This window comes from Raoultella sp. T31, from assembly GCF_002806725.1.
In the GTDB taxonomy this organism is placed as follows: Bacteria; Pseudomonadota; Gammaproteobacteria; order Enterobacterales; family Enterobacteriaceae; genus Klebsiella; species Klebsiella electrica.
This window is the reverse complement of record NZ_PIBO01000093.1, coordinates 1-974: the sequence shown is the minus strand read 5'-3', so window position 1 is coordinate 974 and position 974 is coordinate 1. Positions and strand designations below refer to the sequence as shown.

Here is a 974-nt window from a genome sequence, read left to right as displayed (position 1 = left end):
CCCGGCATTACCATCTCTACGCCTTCCGGCAGTTCGATGGTGCCAGTCACGTCAGTTGTACGGAAGTAGAACTGCGGACGGTAGCCTTTGAAGAACGGAGTATGACGGCCGCCTTCGTCTTTGGACAGAATGTACACTTCAGATTCGAACTTGGTGTGCGGCTTGATTGAGCCCGGCTTAGCCAGTACCTGACCACGTTCGATTTCTTCACGTTTGATACCACGCAGCAGAACACCAACGTTCTCACCAGCACGGCCTTCGTCCAGCAGTTTGCGGAACATTTCAACGCCAGTACAGGTAGACTTCGCAGTGTCTTTGATACCAACGATTTCAACTTCTTCGCCCACTTTGATGATACCGCGCTCTACACGACCGGTAACAACGGTACCACGACCAGAGATGGAGAATACGTCTTCGATCGGCAGCAGGAACGGCTTGTCAATCGCACGCTCTGGTTCCGGGATGTAAGAATCCAGGTAGCCAGCCAGTTCGATGATTTTCGCTTCCCAGTCTGCTTCGCCTTCCAGCGCTTTCAGCGCGGAACCGCGAACGATCGGGGTGTCGTCGCCCGGGAAGTCGTACTGAGACAGCAGCTCACGAACTTCCATTTCAACCAGTTCCAGCAGCTCTTCGTCATCAACCATGTCGCATTTGTTCAGGAACACGATGATGTACGGAACGCCTACCTGACGACCCAGCAGGATGTGCTCACGAGTCTGCGGCATCGGGCCGTCAGTCGCAGCAACAACCAGGATCGCGCCATCCATCTGAGCAGCACCGGTGATCATGTTTTTAACATAGTCGGCGTGGCCCGGGCAGTCTACGTGTGCGTAGTGGCGAGTCGGGGTGTCATATTCAACGTGGGAAGTGTTGATGGTGATACCACGAGCTTTTTCTTCCGGCGCGTTATCGATCTGGTCGAATGCGCGAGCAGAACCACCGTAGGTTTTAGCCAGAACGGTAGTGATTGCAGC

At 54.4% G+C, this 974-nt stretch carries 1 protein-coding gene; it reads right to left on the bottom strand.

Translation table 11 applies throughout. From position 1 onward, the window contains the following. A partial coding sequence (tuf, locus tag CWM52_RS25885; protein ID WP_100686661.1) for an elongation factor Tu occupies nt 1-974 on the bottom strand: 974 nt, incomplete at both ends.